Annotated in this window: 3 protein-coding genes; all 3 read left to right on the top strand. The window is 45.0% G+C overall.

All coding sequences use genetic code 11. The annotated features are described in order from the left end of the window. Window positions 1–1,110: 2-isopropylmalate synthase (locus B3182_RS03550; protein ID WP_292751579.1), on the top strand; the 1,110-nt coding region annotated here is incomplete at its 5' end. Between the two features lie 239 nt (window positions 1,111–1,349). After that, window positions 1,350–1,721 carry a hypothetical protein gene (locus tag B3182_RS03545; protein WP_292353611.1) on the top strand — a complete coding sequence of 124 codons (372 nt, stop codon included), beginning with the start codon at window positions 1,350–1,352 and terminating at the stop codon, window positions 1,719–1,721. Window positions 1,722–1,852: 131 nt separating this feature from the next. Continuing rightward, window positions 1,853–2,323, top strand: coding sequence for an LEA type 2 family protein (locus B3182_RS03540; RefSeq protein WP_292353612.1), 471 nt, complete (start codon window positions 1,853–1,855; stop codon window positions 2,321–2,323). The last annotated feature ends 202 nt before the right edge of the window (window positions 2,324–2,525 follow it).

Below are 2,525 nucleotides of genomic sequence, written 5' to 3'. Positions count from 1 at the left end.
GTTTGTGATGCCGTGTCAGCCATCTGGCAGCCAACGCCAGAGAAAAAGATGATATTCAATTTGCCGGCAACGGTTGAAATGTCGACACCCAATACCTATGCCGACCAGATTGAATGGATGCATCGTAATTTAAACAATCGAGACAGTATTATTCTGAGTGTGCACCCGCATAATGATCGCGGTACTGCTGTTGCAGCTGCTGAGTTGGCAGTGATGGCTGGTGCTGATCGGGTGGAAGGCTGTTTGTTTGGTAATGGCGAGCGTACCGGCAATGTCGACTTGGTGACGCTGGCGTTGAATTTATATTCACAAGGTATTCATCCCGGTTTGGATTTCAGCCAGATTGATCAGGTTCGTCAACTGGCCGAAGAGTGCACCCAGTTACCGGTGCATCCTCGTCATCCCTATGCCGGTGAATTGGTGTTTACCGCGTTTTCGGGATCCCATCAGGATGCCATTAAAAAAGGCTTGGCCAAACAGGATCCGGAAGGTTTCTGGGAAGTACCGTATCTGCCAATTGATCCGGCGGATTTACATCGAAGTTACGATGCGGTGGTCAGGGTGAATAGCCAATCGGGTAAAGGCGGGGTGAGCTTCCTGTTACAACAAAATGCTGGATTTGAGTTGCCGCGTCGCTTGCAGATTGAATTCAGTAAAATTGTGCAACAGCACAGTGACAGTAGTGGCAAGGAAATTAATGCTGCAACTATAGCGCAATTGTTTGATGAAGCTTATCTCGCTGTCAACACGCCTTACCGTTTCAGAAGCAGTAGCGTAGTGGATGATTCACAAGATATTGCCAGCGCTGAGGTTCAATTGGATCACGGGACAACACCCTTCACACTTCAGGCCAAAGGGACCGGACCAGTTGATGCGGTTGCAAAGGCCTTGTCTGAACATATTCAGCAGGATATTTCTGTTGTTGATTACCATGAACACGGCATCGGAAGCGGTTCAGAAGCCATAGCGGTGAGTTATGTTGAAATGAAAGTGGGTAATGCTCAACCGGTATTTGGTGTCGGACAGGATAAAAATATCAGCCGGGCCGCCATTAAAGCGCTAATCAATGGGGTAAATCGTTTTCTCACAATGCAGCGTGAAGCAGCATAACACATTGAAAGTAATGAAAAATGGTTGATAAGCAAAGGTAAGGAAGTTTTTCACCTTATCTATGGTTAGAATACTGAATTTGGCCTAAATTAACAGTTAAACTGTTGATTTAAAAGGGGTTGGTTATATTTTTCGTCAGTTTGATGTGAGTGGTGATATTCGTTAGGGTGTATGTAACAGTAAATGGTTAGCAGCCATTTTATTTAAGCTGTTTTTAACCACTATAAAAGGAGGCCGCCATGTTAAAACAATGTTTTTACACAGTCGCCCTGACAACTCTTTTTGCCAGCACCTCTGCGTTTGCTGCCAATGAAAATACTAGCAAGCATCCTGCTCATAAAATGGATAACTCCGTCTCGCCGACAGCTGCGGAAATAGATCAGCAGGCCGATTATCAATGGGAAAAAGATAAAGCCGCCAATAGTTCGGCAGATATATCGTCGGATGGTAATCATCCAGCCCATGATATGGGCGAGTCTGCTGAACGTATTAATAAAGAATCTAAAGATGCGTATCAGGAAAATCGTTTAAATGCTGTAGAAGAAGATAATGCGATGCATCCTGCTCATGAAATGGATGAGGTAGAACCTGTTCAGAAGCGCGGGCAATAACACTTTTATCAGTCCATTTTTAATCAAGCGGCAGTTCTGTTGAGTAAGCTCAATGGTATGTCGCTTTTTTCTTTGAACCAATACTATCTGTATGGTTTAGACTTACTTTTTAACGCCAGAATGGAAATGATATGTCACTGCTAAGAACGGTTTGTCTGATAACCATAGCTTTCTTATCTGGTTGTGCCAGTTGGTCGCCCAACTATGAACAGCCACAGGTCAATATCACCTCATTTTCATTTGCACCTGAATCGAATGGTCTGGCGCCGAGATTTATTATTGGATTGCAGATCATTAATCCAAACCGGAATGCCTTACCGTTAAAAGGCATGAGTTATTCGATTGAAGTGGAAAATAATCGGGTTTTAAGCGGTGCGACACCGGATTTACCGCGTGTTCCAGCCTATGGTATGGCTGATTTTACCATTGAAGCCAGTCCAGATTTACTGGGTAGCGCCCGCTTACTGAATCGATTGTTTTCCGGGCAGGCAAAAAGCCTTGATTACCGCTTCAAGGCAAAACTGGATATGGGAAGGTTCGTGCCTTATCTAAACATAGAAGAGAGCGGCCAGTTTGACTTGTCGAACACTGCGGGAAATTAGTTTTTGCTAGGGCTTGTTGAGCTCTCATCTCCACCTCTATTGTGAGCTGAAAAAGCGTCAATCAAGGCACGAGGGGTGCCTTTTGTGAGATACATCCATGTCCCCATTGGGGCTTACGCTCAAAAACGCTCCCGGCGTTTTTGTAGTCATTCTAAATAAGTGACGAGCAAAGCTTCCGCATCCTGCTCACGCCCCTGACCTA

This window comes from Methylophaga sp. UBA4204, assembly GCF_002379485.1.
Lineage (GTDB): Bacteria > Pseudomonadota > Gammaproteobacteria > Nitrosococcales > Methylophagaceae > Methylophaga.
This window is presented reverse-complemented; position numbering and strand designations above follow the sequence as displayed.

Bases quoted from the DNA above. Each gene is read 5' to 3' on its own strand.
- B3182_RS03540 (WP_292353612.1), top strand. From the start codon at position 1,853: ATGTCACTGCTAAGAACGGTTTGTCTGATAACCATAGCTTTCTTATCT.
- B3182_RS03545 (WP_292353611.1), top strand. From the start codon at position 1,350: ATGTTAAAACAATGTTTTTACACAGTCGCCCTGACAACTCTTTTTGCC.